The sequence below is a fragment of the Mumia sp. zg.B17 genome (assembly GCF_019550915.1).
Classification (GTDB): domain Bacteria; phylum Actinomycetota; class Actinomycetes; order Propionibacteriales; family Nocardioidaceae; genus Mumia.
The window spans coordinates 98,402-113,723 of record NZ_JAHWCI010000002.1 but is presented as its reverse complement, the minus strand read 5'-3'; the positions used below and the strand labels follow the sequence as shown (position 1 = coordinate 113,723).

Sequence of the window (15,322 nt, the reverse complement as noted above, 5' to 3'; positions counted from 1 at the left end):
AGTGCACACGGACACGAGTCCACGGCACAATGTCCAAGACTACCGGGTGCCTCGTGAGGGGTCAAAACGGGTTCGGGGGGCGCCCTCACCACGGCCCTCGCGCGAGGGGTGGCGGCCCAGCAGCTCGGCCAGGTGGAGGGCCTGGACGCCGGCGAGATCGTCCAGCTGGGTCCGGCACGAGAACCCGTCCGCCAGCACGACGCTCCCCTCGGGCGCCTCGCGTACGGCGGGGAGCAGCTGGTGCTCCGCGACGGCCACCGACACGTCGTAGTGACCGCGCTCGACCCCGAAGTTGCCCGCCAGACCGCAGCATCCCCCGAGCCGGGTCACCGTAGCCCCGGCTCCCTGCAGCAGCGCCGCGTCGGCCTGCCAGCCGAGAACCGAGGCGTGGTGGCAGTGCGGCTGCGCGACGATCGTCACGTCGCTCAGGTCGGGCGCGACCCATCCGGGGGTCCGGGCGAGGAGCTCGGCGAGGGTGAACACTCCCCCGGCCACCTCGACGGCGCGGGGGTCGTCGGTCAGCTCGACGGCGTCCGAGCGCAGCACGGCGAGGCAGGACGGCTCGAGGCCCACGACGGGGGTGCCGAGCGCGACGTACGGGTGCAGCGCAGCCACCGTGCGCTCGACGTTGCGGCGGGCACCGTCGAGCTGACCGGTGGAGATCCACGTGAGCCCGCAGCACACCGACTTGTCGAGCAGCCGGACCCGGTAGCCCGCCGCCTCGAGCACGCGGACAGCGGCCTGCCCGGGCGCGGTGTGGAAGTAGTTGGTGAACGAGTCGGCCCAGATCAGCACCTCAGGACGGTCCGCCCCGGAGGTGTCGTGCAGCGCGGCGGCATCGCTCCCCCGGGTCGCCGTGCCCTCCCCGCGACTCCAGCGACGGAGCGTGGTCGAGGCGAAGCGCGGGATGCTGCGCCGGGGGTCGACGCCCGCCAGCCACAGCGCGAGCGGCCGCAGGCCCGGGGTCCGGAGCAGGGCGTTCACCAGCCTCGCCACCGGCGAGGACAGGCGCGCCCAGAGCGGGAGCAGGCCCAGGGCGTAGTGGCTGCGCGGCCGGAGACGACGTCGGTAGGTCTGGTGGAGCACCTCCGCCTTGTAGGTCGCCATGTCGATCCCGGTCGGGCAGTCCCTGGCACACCCCTTGCAGGAGAGGCAGAGGTCGAGCGCCTCGTGCACCGCCGGATCCTTCCAGCCCTTGTCGACCACCCGGCCGTCGACCATCTCCTGGAGCACCCGCGCCCGGCCCCGGGTCGAGTCCTTCTCATTGCGTGTCGCCACGAACGACGGGCACATCACCCCGCCCGCCGCCGTGTTGTCGGCGATGCACTTGCCGACGCCGGTGCAGCGGTGGACCGCGGCGCCGAAGTCGCCGTCGTCGTGGACGAGCCGGAGCGCGAGGCGGTCGCGGACTCGGCCGACGCCGGTGCCGCGGAGGTCGGCGTCGAGCGGGGCGGGATCGACCAGCACACCGGGGTTGAGGAGGTCGTCGGGGTCGAAGGCCGCCTTGACCCGCCCGAAGAGCGACAGCGACTCCGGCGTGTACATCAGCGGCAGGAGCTCGGACCGAGCCCGGCCGTCTCCGTGCTCACCGGACAACGAGCCGCCATGTCGCGCGACCAGCGCGGCGGCGTCGAGCAGGAAGGCGCGGAACACCCTCGTGCCCTCGTGCTCGGGCGCGGCGAACGGGAAGTCGATGCGGACGTGGACGCATCCGTCACCGAAGTGGCCGTACGGCACACCGTCCAGGTCGTACTGGCGCAGCAGGGCCTCGAACTCGCGCAGATAGGCACCCAGGCGCGCGGGCGGGACCGCGGCGTCCTCCCAGCCGGCATAGGCCGGACGTGAGAGCGACCGTGCCGCGAGGCCGGCCCCCTCCTCCCTGATGCGCCACAGGGCGGCCTGCTCGGCGACGTCGGTGACCAGCCGCGTCGAACGGGTGCCGACACCGGCGGCGACGGCCGCGGCACGCGCCTCGAGCTCGCCCGGCGAGCCTCCGGACAGCTCGACGAACATCCATCCGGAGCCGGCCGGCAGCTCGGGGACGGACGCGGGACCGCGCTGGGCACGGACGACGTCGACGATCCGGGCGTCGAGGCCCTCGCAGGCGGTCGGGTCGTGCGGGAGGATCGCCAGCACGTCGTCGGCAGCGTCGGCCATCGTCGGGTAGCCCAGGAGCAGCAGGACACGGTACGGCGGATCGGAGACCAGGTCGACGGTCGCACCGAGGGTGACGGCGAGCGTGCCCTCGGTGCCGGCGAGGAAGGTCGCCACGTCGAACCCGTTCTCGGGCAGGAGGTGCTCCATGGAGTACCCCGACACCTGCCGCCCGAACCGCCCGAACTCGGTCCGGATCGTCGCGAGGTCGGCACCGACCACGGCGCGGAGGGCTTCCAGCGTCGGCGACGAGCCGGAGCCGCTCGAGGCGGAACCGGCCACGGGCCGGACGAGCGAGAGCCGCTCACCGCTCGCCGTGACGACGTCGAGCGCGGCGACGGTGTCGGCCGAGCGTCCGTACGCGAGGGCGCGGGACCCGCACGCGTTGTTGCCGATCATCCCGGCGATGGTGCACCGGGTGTGCGTGGACGGGTCGGGCCCGTAGCGCAGCCCTGCCCGCGCTGCCTCCCGCTGCAGCGCGGCATGGACGGTGCCGGGCTCGACCCGGGCCGTACGGGCCTCGCGATCGATCTCGAGGACACGGTTGAGGTGGCGCGTGAAGTCCATCACGATCCCCGGGCCGACCGCGTTGCCGGCGATCGACGTTCCGGCACCGCGCGAGGTGAGCGGCACCCCCGACGCACGGGCGACGTCGACGACCGCAAGGACCTCGTCGGTGGTGCGCGGCCGCACGACGACCTGGGGGACGACACGGTAGAGCGAGGCGTCGGTGCTGTAGAGCGCGCGTGCCAGGGCGGAGTCGTCGACGTCGCCGACCCCCGCGCGACGCAGAGCCGTGGCGGTGTCGAGGCCGAGCGTGGCCGCATCGACCGAGGAGGTCGTCACCACAGGCTGATCGACCGCTCGAAGATGCCCGCCACCGCCTCCTCGTCCACCGGCTTGGGCGCGGTGGCGAGGAGCCGCTGCTGCTTCATCGTCCCCTCGACGAGAGCGGGGACGTCGCCCTTGTCGAAGCCGACGGCGCCGATGCCTGCGGGGATGCCGATGTCGCGCATCAGGCGGACGAGCACCTGCGGCAGGAGGTCGGCGAGGTCGGACGGCCGGGCGGCGCCGGGCTCGAGGAGCTCGGCCGCGCGCACGTGCCGCTCGGGCGCGGCGTCGAAGGTGTAGCGGAACGCCTCGGGAGCGGTGAGCGAGACCGCCATGCCGTGCGGCACCATCGCCTCGTCCTGCGGGTAGCCCGAGGGACGGAAGTCCTTCACCTGGCCGGCGATCGGGTAGGCGTTGGCGTGCGGGATATGGACCCCGGCGTTGCCGAACCCCATGCCTGCGAACGTCGCGGCCAGCGCCATCTGCTCGCGGGCGTCGACGTCACCGCCGTCGTGCACCGCCGCGCGGAAGGACGACGCGAGCAGGCTCATCGACTTCTCGGCCCACACGTCGGAGATGGGGTTCGCTCCGCAGTACGGGACGCGCTCCGAGGCGGCCTTGCGCTCGTAGGAGGTGAACGGACGTGCGGTGTAGCTCTCGAGCGCGTGGCAGAGGATGTCCATCCCGCTGGCCGCAGTGACCTCCGGCGGCTGGGACAGCGTCAGCTGGGGGTCGATGATCGCCAGCTCCGGCCTCAGCCGCGGATGGCTGATGCCCGTCTTCACGTGCTGCGACAGGACGTCGAGCACGCAGATCGTGGTGCTCTCGCTCCCGGTGCCGGTCGTCGTCGGGAGCGCGATCAACGGGAGGAGGGCCTTGGCCGGCGCCCGGCCTGCTCCCACCGGCACGTTGATGTAGTCCATCAGCTCACCGTCGTTGGTCGTGAGCAGGTTGACCGCCTTGGCGGTGTCGATGCTCGAGCCTCCTCCGAGGGCCACCACGGCGTCGAAGGGACCGTGCGAGCGTGCGAAGTCGATCGCATCGGAGAGGCTCGCGTCGGTCGGCTCGACGTGCGAGTCGGCGTAGACGACCAGCTCCACGCCGTCGGCCGCGACCTGCTCGACGACCCGGTCGGGGACACCGGTCGCCTCGAGGCCGCGGTCGGTGACCAGCAGCGCTCGACGCACACCGAGCGACGCGAGCTCGTAGCCGAGCTCCGCGCTCGCGCCGGACCCGATCTTCAGTCTCGGGGACCCGTAGGTGAAGACAGTCTCGGGACGGGTCGGCTGGGCGAACGGCATCCGGGCTCCTGAAGGTCACGACGGCCCACAGGCGCGTCTGTACGCGTGTTGCGTAGATGACAATACGGCGTCACGGGCACTTGTCGGGCACCTGACCACGTTGCTCTAGGGTGTTCGGGGGCTTGATCTGGAGGTGGACGGATGAACCGGTCGACAGTGGCCGCTGCGCTCGCAGCGACCCTGGTCCTCGGCCTGGGCGCGTGCAGCCCGCTCGCGCCGGCACGACCCGACCCCTCTGCGACCACCCACACCAGCCTCAAGGTGGACGTGGCCCAGCACGAGAGCTTCTCCGGCACGCCCATCGTCTACTCCTTCACCGTTCCCGACGGGGCGACCCAGCTCGGACCGCTCGTGCGTCAACGAAGCCCTGAGCTGCTCGCCGCGTACGAGCCGGTCCTGGCCGAGGCTGAGCGTCGTCAGGCACTCGAGGCGGCCGCCGACGCCGTCGAGAACCAGGGCGAGACGACACCGACACCGACCGAGCCCCCCAACCCGCTCCCCACCGACGACAGCTTCGCGATCCTCTCGGAGCCGCCGGAGCCCGACACGACGACGGCACTGCTGAGGATCGACGGTGACCCCGGCGAGGTGTTCAGCAACGTGCTCGCCCAGGTGGCCGAGGCCATGCCCGCGCTCGAGCTCGACCCTGACGCGTGGTCGCGATTCTGCACCGCGTCAGACGGCGTCTACACCGGCTGCTCGTTCGACGTGACAGGGCGCACCACCGAGGACGTCGGGGTCCGGGTCTCGGTGACCATCGACCCGGGCAACCTGCGGACGCAGCAGTCCCCCGCCGGCGCCCAGGGCAAACCGGTGATGACGTACACCGTCGTGGCCACCGATCCCCCCGACATGCGGCCGGTGTGGGCGGCGCTCGACGAGGAGACCGACACCCCGGCCGAGGGCGAGCCGCAGGTCCTGCCCGCTCCGGAGAAGGTTCCGGCGACGACCGCGCCTCTGCCGCCGGCCCCGCAGGTGGAGGGCACGTGGCCGAAGCTCCCGGTCTCGCGCCCGGTTGCCACCGGCGGCGACCTCATCACCCCGCAGTGGAAGCTGCGCGACGACTCGGCGCTGCTCCTCTCGGGCGACCGGCCCGCCTTCGCCAGCATCCTCGTCGAGCGCGGCGCCAACGCCGACGCGATCGCACGCAGCTATGTGCTGGCCTACAGCACGGCCGGCGACCCCGTCCAGGACGTCATCGAGGACCGCACCGAGATCAGCACCACCTACCGCGCCGTGACGCCGAAGAACGGCCCGACCGTCTCAGCGACGTTCACCCAGGCCGGACGCGGCAACTACATCGCGCTCTTCTACGCCCCGCCCTCGCGCGGCTGAGCGGCCGGGCTCGTCTGGGCGTTCCGCCGGGCGGCGGAACGCCCACTCCATCCGTGGGGCGAGCAGCGGCCCGACGGCACGCGCGACGCGTTCCGACATCAGCGCGGTGCCCAGGAGGGCCGCGCCGACGAGGACGATCGGCACGCAGTACGGGCCCAGCTCGGCCAGAAGGTCGAACGCGCCGACGTGGGCCAGGGCGATGATCACGAACCCGTGGAGGAAGTACGCGTTCATCGTGCGGCGGCCGAGGCCGGTCGTGACGTCGACGCGCCGCGGGATGACCGACAGGACCGCGGCGGTCAGGGCGAACCCGACCACGAGCAGGCCCGCGCGCGTCGTCAGGCCGCCCAGGGCGTCGGCCTCGAGGGGCGACTCGGCGTAGGCGTCACGCCAGTAGAGCCACGAGACGTACCAGCCCTCGTGACGCAGCTGGCACCAGGCGAACGTGCCGGCCAGGGCGAGCGCCGACACGACACGGACCAGCGGACGGCGGAGGAACGCGAAGTGCGCCGGCCGCAGGTACATCCCCGCCACGTAGAACGGCAGCAGACCGAGGATGCGGTGGATCGAGACGACGTTGCTCACCTGCCACAGTCCGGCCACCAGGCTCACGGCGATCGCGACCAGCACCGGCGCCCGCACCACCTGCCAGAGCGGGGTCGACAGTCGCCAGGCGACCAGGGCGATGAGGAACCAGGTGGACCACGCCGGGTCGAGCAGGTTGATGTCGAGGGGCTTGCCGTCCAGCACCGCGCGGAACCCGTCGAGACCGATGTTGAGGACGATGTAGGGGACGACGAGTGTCGTGACGAGCGCTCGCGTCTGCTTGGGCGAGCCTTCGTAGCGTCGCGAGACGTAGCCCGAGACGAGCACGAACGCGGGCATGTGGAAGGCGTAGATCCAGGCGTAGGTGCCCCGGGCGGCAGGGACGTCGAGGAGGTACTGCAACGCGTGCCCGGCGACCACCAGGAGCATCACCCAGTAGCGGGCGTTGTCGAGAAGAGGATCGCGCGCCGCCGGTCGGGCCGCTGCGTCGACGGAGCTGTCGGCGTCTGCTCGGGGCTGCATCAGCGTCGTAGACATCTGGCACGACGTAACCACCCGCTCCTTAACGCATCCTGAGAGGGCCCGAGAACACGCGGCGAACGGTGCACGACGTGCGAGGGCCCCCGGGAGCAGATGCTCCCGGGGGCCCTCGTCAGGACCTCGTCGATCAGCCGGAGAAGCTGCCGAAGTCGAAGTCGTCCAGCGCGACGGACTGGCCCCCGGTGTTGCCGAAGTCGTAGTCGTACGACTCGTACCCGGTCACCGCGTACGCCGCCTGGCGCGCCTCCTCGGTGGGCTCCACCCGAACGTTGCGGTACCGCTCGAGGCCGGTGCCCGCCGGGATCAGCTTGCCGATGATGATGTTCTCCTTCAGGCCACGGAGCTGGTCCGACTTGCCCTGGATCGCCGCCTCCGTGAGGACACGGGTCGTCTCCTGGAAAGACGCGGCACTCAGCCACGACTCGACCGCGAGGGAGGCCTTCGTGATGCCCATCAGCACCGGACGGCCGGATGCAGGCTGCCCGCCCTCGGCCACCACGCGACGGTTGGCCTCCTCGAACGTCGCACGGTCGTGCAGGTCACCCGGCAGCAGCTTGGTCTCGCCCTGGTCGATGACCGTGACGCGACGCAGCATCTGCCGCACGATGATCTCGATGTGCTTGTCGTGGATGGCCACGCCCTGGCTGCGGTAGACCTCCTGGACCTCGTCGACCAGGTGCTCCTGAGCCCGGCGGACGCCGAGGATGCGCAGAACCTCCTGCGGATCCGGCGTGCCGTGCGTCAGCTGCTGCCCAACCTCCACCTCGTCGCCGTCGGCGATGAGGAGACGCGAGCGCTTGGACACCGGGTACTCGTGCGGCTCAGATCCGTCGTGCGGGACGACGACGAGCTTGCGAGCCTTGTCGCTGTCGTCGATCGTCACGCGTCCGGCGGCGTCCGAGATCGGCGCGCGGCCCTTGGGCTGACGTGCCTCGAAGAGCTCGACGACACGCGGCAGACCGTGCGTGATGTCGTCACCGGCCACACCACCGGTGTGGAAGGTACGCATCGTCAGCTGGGTGCCGGGCTCACCGATCGACTGGGCCGCGATGGTGCCGACGGCCTCGCCGATGTCGACGAGCTTGCCGGTCGCCAGCGAACGGCCGTAGCACTTGGCGCAGGTGCCGGTCTTGGCGTCGCAGGTCAGCACCGTACGGACCTTGATCTCCTCGATCCCGGCCGCGACGAGCCGTGCGATCTCGGGGTCTCCGAGGTCGCCGGCGGCCTCGACAAGGACCTCACCCGTCTCCGGGTGGGTGATCTCGGTCGCCGCGTTGCGGGCGTACGCCGAGGTCTCGACGTTCTCCGCCAGCACGAGCCGGCCGTCAGGCAGACGGTCCGCGATCCGCTTGGGCAGACCACGCTCGGTGCCGCAGTCCTCCTCGCGGATGATGACGTCCTGGCTGACGTCGACCAGGCGACGCGTCAGGTAGCCGGAGTCCGCCGTACGGAGCGCGGTGTCGGCCAGGCCCTTGCGCGCGCCGTGGGTCGCGATGAAGTACTCGACGACCGACAGACCCTCGCGGTAGTTCGCCTTGATCGGGCGCGGGATGATCTCGCCCTTCGGGTTGGCCACCAGGCCTCGCATCGCGGCGATCTGACGCATCTGCATCATGTTGCCGCGAGCGCCCGACTGGATCATCATCCAGATCGGGTTGTCCTCGGTGAAGGTCTTCTCCATCTCGGCGGAGACCTCGTTGGTGGCCTGGGTCCAGATCTCGATGAGCTCGCTGCGACGCTCGTCGTCGGTGATCAGACCACGCTGGAACTGCTTCTGGACCTTGGCGTCCTGATCCTCGTAGATGGCGAGGATCTCCTGCTTGCGGCTCGGGGTGACGACGTCCTCGATCGAGATCGTGACGCCGGACCGCGTGGCCCAGTGGAAGCCGGTGTCCTTCAGCGCGTCCAGGGACGCGGCGACCTCGACCTTGCTGTAGCGCTCGGCGAGGTCGTTGACGATCACACCGAGCTGCTTCTTGCCGACCTGGTAGTTCACGTAGGCGTAGTCGACCGGGAGCGCCTCGTTGAAGAGGACACGACCGAGCGTGGTCTCCAGCGTCAGGGCGTCACCGCGGCTCCAGCCCTCCGGGACCTCGACGTCGGCCGGGGGCACGACCTCGGGGAACCGGATCTTGATCTTGCTCTGGAGCGCGATCTCGCCACGGTCGAACGCCATCCTCGCCTCGGACGCCGAGGAGAACGCGCGGCCCTCGCCCGGCTGTCCGTCACGCTCGAGCGTGAGGAAGTACAGCCCGATGACCATGTCCTGCGTCGGCATGGTGACCGGACGACCGTCGGCGGGCTTGAGGATGTTGTTGGTCGACAGCATGAGGACGCGTGCCTCAGCCTGCGCCTCGGCCGACAGCGGGAGGTGGACGGCCATCTGGTCACCGTCGAAGTCGGCGTTGAAGGCCGAGCAGACGAGCGGGTGGATCTGGATGGCCTTGCCCTCGATGAGCTGCGGCTCGAACGCCTGGATGCCCAGTCGGTGCAGGGTGGGTGCACGGTTGAGCAGCACCGGGTGCTCGGAGATGACCTCTTCGAGGACGTCCCACACCTCGGCGCGCGCGCCGCGCTCGACCATGCGCTTGGCCGACTTGATGTTCTGCGCGTGGTTCAGGTCGACCAGACGCTTCATCACGAACGGCTTGAACAGCTCGATCGCCATCTGCTTGGGCAGACCGCACTGGTGCAGCTTGAGCTGCGGGCCGACGACGATGACCGAACGGCCCGAGTAGTCGACGCGCTTGCCGAGCAGGTTCTGGCGGAAGCGACCCTGCTTGCCCTTGAGCATGTCGGAGATCGACTTGAGCGGGCGGTTGCCCGGTCCGGTGACCGGCCGTCCACGACGGCCGTTGTCGAACAGCGAGTCGACGGCCTCCTGGAGCATCCGCTTCTCGTTGTTGACGATGATCTCCGGCGCGCCGAGGTCGAGCAGGCGCTTGAGCCGGTTGTTGCGGTTGATGACGCGACGGTAGAGGTCGTTCAGGTCGCTGGTGGCGAAGCGGCCACCGTCGAGCTGGACCATCGGCCGCAGCTCCGGCGGGATCACCGGGACCGCGTCGAGGACCATGCCGGCGGGCCGGTTGTCTCCCGACATGAAGGCCGAGACGACCTTGAGGCGCTTGAGGGCTCGCGTCTTGCGCTGGCCCTTGCCGGTCGCGATGGTCTCCTTGAGGCTCACGGCCTCCGCCGCGAGGTCGAAGTCCTGGAGGCGCTTCTGGATCGCCTGCGCGCCCATGTAGCCCTCGAAGTACTTGCCGAAGCGGTAGGTCATCTCGCGGTAGAGCAGCTCGTCGCCCTCGAGGTCCTGGACCTTGAGGCTCTTGAAGCGGCTCCAGACCTCGTCCAGACGGTCGATCTCGCGCTGGGCGCGGTCACGGATCTGCTTGACCTCGCGCTCGGCGGCGTCCTTGACCTTGCGCTTGGCGTCGGCCTTGGCGCCCTCGGCCTCCAGCGCACCGAGGTCCTCCTCGAACTTCGCCATGCGCTGCTCGATGTTGTTGTCGCGACGCGACTCGAGGTTCTTGCGCTCGACGTCGATCTTCGCCTCGAGCGAGGGCAGGTCGCGGTGACGCGCGTCCTCGTCGACGTGCGTGATCATGTACGCGGCGAAGTAGATGACCTTCTCGAGGTCCTTCGGCGCGAGGTCGAGGAGGTAGCCCAGCCGGCTGGGAACTCCCTTGAAGTACCAGATGTGGGTGACGGGAGCGGCGAGCTCGATGTGTCCCATGCGCTCACGACGCACCTTGGAGCGGGTCACCTCGACGCCGCAGCGCTCGCAGATGATGCCCTTGAAGCGGACACGCTTGTACTTGCCGCAATAGCACTCCCAGTCCCGCGTGGGACCGAAGATCTTCTCGCAGAAGAGACCGTCGCGCTCGGGCTTGAGCGTGCGGTAGTTGATCGTCTCGGGCTTCTTCACCTCACCGTGGGACCACCCACGGATCTCGTCGGCGGTGGCAAGGCCGATCTTGAGCTGATCGAAGAAGTTCACGTCGAGCACGTTGTCTTCTTTCCTTCGTGATGAAAAATCTGTGGACGAGGCCGGAGGCGGGGCGCGGACTCAGAGAGTGCCGCGCCCCGGCGACTCAGACCTCCTCGACGCTGGCGGGCTCGCGGCGCGAGAGGTCGATCCCGAGCTCTTCAGCAGCCCGGAACACGTCCTCCTCAGCGTCACGCATCTCCACCGCGGTGCCGTCGGACGAGAGGACCTCGACGTTCAGGCACAACGACTGCATCTCCTTGACGAGAACCTTGAACGACTCCGGGATGCCTGGCTCGGGGACGTTCTCGCCCTTGACGATCGCCTCGTAGACCTTCACACGTCCGAGGATGTCGTCCGACTTGATGGTCAGGAGCTCCTGCAGGGCGTAGGCCGCGCCGTACGCCTCGAGGGCCCACACCTCCATCTCGCCGAACCGCTGTCCACCGAACTGCGCCTTACCGCCGAGCGGCTGCTGCGTGATCATCGAGTACGGACCCGTCGACCGTGCGTGGATCTTGTCGTCGACGAGGTGGTGCAGCTTCAGGATGTACATGTAGCCGACCGAGATCGGTGCCGGGAACGGCTCACCCGTACGTCCGTCGAACAGCATCGCCTTGCCGTCACGGCCGACCATCCGCTCGCCGTCACGGTTCGGGAGGGTCGAGGCCAGGAGTCCCTGGATCTCGTCCTCGCGCGCACCGTCGAACACCGGGGTGGCGACGTTGGAGTCCATCGGCGAACGGTCTGCGCCGATGGAGCGCAGGCGCTCGGCCCACTCGCCCTTGCTCTCACCGATGTCCCAGCCGGTCTTCGCGACCCACCCGAGGTGGGTCTCGAGAACCTGACCGACGTTCATCCGGCCTGGCACGCCGAGCGGGTTGAGGATGATGTCGACGGCGGTGCCGTCGGGCAAGAACGGCATGTCCTCGACCGGGAGGATCTTGGAGATGACGCCCTTGTTGCCGTGGCGGCCGGCGAGCTTGTCACCATCGGAGATCTTGCGCTTCTGCGCCACGTAGACGCGGACCAGCTGGTTCACGCCCGGGGGCAGCTCGTCGCCCTCCTCACGGTCGAAGACGCGGACGCCGATGACCGTGCCGGACTCGCCGTGCGGCACCTTGAGGGAGGTGTCGCGGACCTCGCGCGCCTTCTCGCCGAAGATCGCACGGAGCAGACGCTCCTCCGGGGTGAGCTCGGTCTCGCCCTTGGGCGTGACCTTGCCGACGAGGATGTCGCCGTTGGAGACCTCCGCGCCGATCCGGATGATGCCGCGCTCGTCGAGGTCGGCGAGCATCTCGTCGCTGACGTTCGGGATGTCGCGGGTGATCTCCTCCGGGCCCAGCTTGGTGTCACGCGCGTCGACCTCGTGCTCCTCGATGTGGATCGAGGTCAGCACGTCGTCCTGGACGACACGCTGCGAGAGGATGATCGCGTCCTCGTAGTTGTGGCCCTGCCACGGCATGAACGCCACGAGGAGGTTGGAGCCGAGCGCCATCTCGCCCTCGTCGGTGCAGGGACCGTCGGCGATCGGCGAGCCCTTCTCGAGGCGGTCGCCCTCCTTGACCAGCGGACGCTGGTTGATGCAGGTGCCCTGGTTGGAGCGGGTGAACTTCGACAGCCGGTAGGTCTTGTAGATGCCGTCGTCCTGCATGACCTCGACGAAGTCCGCGCTGACCTCGGTCACGACGCCCGGGGCCTTGGCCACCGTCACGTCACCGGCGTCGACGGCGGCACGGAACTCCATGCCGGTGCCGACGAGCGGCGCGTCGTTGCGGATCAGCGGGACCGACTGGCGCTGCATGTTGGAGCCCATGAGCGCGCGGTTGGCGTCGTCGTGCTCGAGGAACGGGATGAGCGCCGTCGCGACCGACACCATCTGGCGCGGCGAGACGTCCATGTAGTCGACCTCGTCGGCCGGGACGAGCTCGGCCTCGCCACCACGCTGGCGGACGAGCACGCGATCCTCGGCGAAGGTGCCGTCCTCGTTCAGGCGCGAGTTGGCCTGGGCGATGACGTAGCGGTCCTCGTCGCTCGCGGTGAGGTACTCGATCTCCTCGGTGACGCGGATGCCGTCGACCTTGCGGTACGGGGTCTCGACGAACCCGAACGAGTTGATGCGACCGTACGACGCCAGCGAACCGATCAGACCGATGTTGGGACCCTCGGGGGTCTCGATCGGGCACATGCGGCCGTAGTGCGACGGGTGGACGTCACGGACCTCGTAGCCGGCGCGCTCACGAGACAGACCACCCGGGCCGAGGGCCGAGAGACGACGCTTGTGCGTCAGGCCCGCGAGCGGGTTGTTCTGGTCCATGAACTGGCTCAGCTGCGACGTGCCGAAGAACTCCTTCAGCGCCGCCACGACGGGGCGGATGTTGATCAGGGTCTGGGGCGTGATGGCCTCGACGTCCTGAGTCGTCATCCGCTCGCGGACGACCCGCTCCATGCGGGCGAGACCCGTACGGAGCTGGTTCTGGATGAGCTCGCCGACGCTGCGCAGGCGGCGGTTGCCGAAGTGGTCGATGTCGTCGGCCTCGACGAACGTCGGGCCGGCCGGCATCTCGAGCTCGGTCTCGCCGGCGTGCAGCGCGACGATGTACTTGATCACCGAGACGATGTCCTCGATGGTCAGCGTCTGCTGGTCGAAGGCCTCGTCGGTGCCGAGCTTCTTGTTGATCTTGTAGCGACCGACCTTGGCGAGGTCGTAGCGCTTGGGGTTGAAGTAGTAGTTGTCCAGCAGCTGCTGGGCGGCCTCGGTCGTCGGCGGCTCGCCCGGGCGCAGCTTGCGGTAGATGTCGAGCAGCGCGTCGCTCTGGCCGGACGTGTTGTCCTTCTCCAGGGTGGCGCGGATCGAGTCGTACTGGCCGAACTGCTCGAGGATCTCCGCCTCGGACATGCCGAGGGCCTTGAGCAGGACCGTCACGCTCTGCTTGCGCTTGCGGTCGAGGCGGACGCCGACCTGGTCGCGCTTGTCGATCTCGAACTCGAGCCAGGCGCCGCGCGACGGGATCACCTTGGCGGTGTAGATGTCCTTGTCGGACGTCTTGTCGGGCGTGCGCTCGAAGTAGACGCCCGGCGAGCGGACGAGCTGGGACACGACGACCCGCTCGGTGCCGTTGATGATGAAGGTGCCCTTGTCCGTCATCAGGGGGAAGTCACCCATGAAGACGGTCTGGCTCTTGATCTCGCCGGTCTCGTTGTTCATGAACTCGGCGGTGACGAAGAGAGGCGCGGCGTAGGTGACGTCGCGGTCCTTGCAGTCCTCCACCGAGTTCTTGGGCGGCTCGAAGCGGTGGTCGCGGAACGACAGCGACATCGTCTCGGAGAAGTCTTCGATCGGAGAGATCTCCTCGAAGATCTCCTCCAGACCGGACTTCCGGGAGACGTCGTTGCGACCGGCGGCAAGCTGCTCCTCGACCGAGGCCTTCCAGCCCTCGTCCCCGATCAGCCAGGAGAAGCTGGACGTCTGGAGAGACAGCAGCTCCGGCACCTCGAGGGGCTCAGAGATCTTGGCGAAGGAGACACGACGGGGGTTGGTTTTGGCGGAGGTGGCGGCAGTGCGCGAGGAAGCCAAGAGGGGTCCTTCCAAAGGCTCGCAGTTCCCGGTTGCGGCACCGTCCGGACCCATGCCGAACGGCCCCCGTCAAGGGGCTGTGGGCAGGAGGTAGGAGGCGCAAAGAAACAGTCTAGACGCCACAGTGGGCAGATTTCAACCCAGGGTGTCAAGCCTTTGCCGTCGATGATGAACGCATCCGGCGCTCAGGTCAAGCAGCGCGAGCATTTCGGTGTGGACGCGTCGCGCTCCGGGACTGCTCCCCCGGCGTCCTCGACCGACTGCTCGAACAGTGTGTCACCCTTGGTGTGATCTGTGTTACCACGGGTCCGAGACGCCAGGAGGAGCCCGCCGTGCCCGCCGACCTCGCACCGCCGCGCCGCGAGCGCCCGGAGCTGAAGCCGACCCCCCACCTGCGGCCCGGCCGGCTGCTCGCGGGCTTCTTGACACTCGTCCTCGTGGTGGGCGGCGGATGGTTCGCCTGGAAGTACGTCGGGACCAACATCGTCGCCAAGCAGCGCCAGGGCGAGATGGCCGTCGCACTGGCCGACGACTGGTCGGGCAACCGCCAGGGCGACGCCACGACGGACACCGTCCGGATCGGCGAGGCGATGGCCGTGATGCGGATCCCGCGGTTCGGCTCCGACTTCGAGGTCCCCGTGGTCGAGGGCGTCGACGACTCAGCCCTGACCTCCGGGGTCGGTCACTTCCCCGACACCCAGCGCCCCGGGCAGCTGGGCAACTTCGCCGTCGCCGGCCACCGCATCACGAACGGGCAGCCCTTCAAGGACTTCCCCGACCTCCGGGCGGGTGACAAGGTCGTCGTCGAGACCCGGACGCACGTCTACACCTACGTCCTGGAGGGGTCCGGCACCGACACGATCGTGGACTTCAGCGACATCTGGGTGGTGCAGCCCGTGCCCGAGAAGGCCCGGCGCACCAAGAGCCAGCGGTCCCGCGCGAAGCCGACCCGAGCGATCCTCACGCTGACCACGTGCTCCGAGATCTTCCACACCGACAACCGGTCGGTCGCCTTCGGCCGACTCGTCGACTCCCACCACGTCTGAGTCCCGA

The 15,322-nt window shown here is 69.3% G+C and carries 7 protein-coding genes; 2 read left to right on the top strand and 5 right to left on the bottom strand.

Translation table 11 applies throughout. The annotated features are described in order from the left end of the window. Window positions 1-39: 39 nt before the first annotated feature. Both KV097_RS01825 and KV097_RS01820 read right to left on the bottom strand, forming a co-directional pair. Window positions 40-3,003 (bottom strand): FAD-binding and (Fe-S)-binding domain-containing protein, encoded by a 2,964-nt coding sequence (locus KV097_RS01825; RefSeq protein WP_374106972.1) that lies wholly within the window; start codon window positions 3,001-3,003, stop codon window positions 40-42. Then, entirely contained in the window at window positions 2,997-4,286 is a 1,290-nt protein-coding gene (locus KV097_RS01820) for a hydroxyacid-oxoacid transhydrogenase (RefSeq protein ID WP_220342072.1), read from the bottom strand. Before KV097_RS01820 ends, KV097_RS01825 begins: the two co-directional genes overlap by 7 nt. 141 nt (window positions 4,287-4,427) lie before the next feature. Between KV097_RS01820 and KV097_RS01815 the strand changes: the two genes are divergently transcribed. Continuing rightward, complete coding sequence (locus KV097_RS01815) at window positions 4,428-5,621, top strand: hypothetical protein (protein ID WP_220342073.1); 1,194 nt, start codon at window positions 4,428-4,430, stop codon at window positions 5,619-5,621. Here KV097_RS01815 and KV097_RS01810 read toward each other — a convergent pair. The 3 genes from KV097_RS01810 to rpoB form a co-directional block, all read right to left on the bottom strand. Further along, on the bottom strand, window positions 5,550-6,704 hold the full coding sequence (locus tag KV097_RS01810; protein WP_220345326.1) for an acyltransferase family protein: 1,155 nt from the start codon (window positions 6,702-6,704) through the stop codon (window positions 5,550-5,552). The two genes, KV097_RS01815 and KV097_RS01810, sit on opposite strands and share 72 nt — an antisense overlap. A gap of 130 nt (window positions 6,705-6,834) precedes the next feature. After that, complete coding sequence (locus tag KV097_RS01805) at window positions 6,835-10,713, bottom strand: DNA-directed RNA polymerase subunit beta' (protein ID WP_220342075.1); 3,879 nt, start codon at window positions 10,711-10,713, stop codon at window positions 6,835-6,837. An 85-nt stretch (window positions 10,714-10,798) separates the two neighbouring features. Next, entirely contained in the window at window positions 10,799-14,269 is a 3,471-nt protein-coding gene (gene rpoB / locus KV097_RS01800) for a DNA-directed RNA polymerase subunit beta (protein ID WP_255559059.1), read from the bottom strand. A gap of 332 nt (window positions 14,270-14,601) precedes the next feature. On the opposite strand from rpoB, the gene KV097_RS01795 reads away from it, so the two are divergent. Then, window positions 14,602-15,315: a class E sortase gene (locus KV097_RS01795; protein ID WP_308289305.1), complete on the top strand. Its 714-nt coding sequence runs from the start codon at window positions 14,602-14,604 to the stop codon at window positions 15,313-15,315. Window positions 15,316-15,322 lie beyond the last annotated feature (7 nt).